This is a genomic window from Paenibacillus sp. 598K (genome assembly GCF_003851045.1).
Classification (GTDB): Bacteria; Bacillota; Bacilli; order Paenibacillales; family Paenibacillaceae; genus Paenibacillus_D.
Map to the genome: position 1 here is coordinate 1 of NZ_BFBX01000251.1, position 370 is coordinate 370.

A 370-nucleotide genomic window follows, 5' to 3' on the forward strand; every position below is an offset into this window, starting at 1 on the left:
CCGCTTCGGCCTCGGCCTGCGACGATCGACGGATCTCGCCGAAGCCGCTCAGCTGCTGGATCGCAGCGATGACCTGCTCGGCTTCGTGCGGGACCAGCTGGCAGCCGTCGCCGCCATAGACCTTGTAGCCGTTATATTCGGGGGGATTATGGCTCGCCGTGATGACGATGCCGCCCTGCGCGCCCAGCGAGCGGACCGCATAGGACAGCTGAGGCGTCGGCCGCAGCGAACGGAATAGATAAGTGACGATGCCGTTGCCTGCCAACACTTGCGCAGCATACATAGCGAACTCCGGGGATTGATTGCGGGAGTCATGAGCGATGACGACAGCAGGCTTGTCCGACTGACTGAGCAGCCAGTTAGCCAGCCC

The 370-nt window shown here is 63.2% G+C and carries 1 pseudogene; it reads right to left on the minus strand.

Annotated features, from left to right (window positions below):
* Positions 1 to 370, minus strand: a pseudogene (locus PA598K_RS34940) (phospho-sugar mutase); the annotation flags it as partial.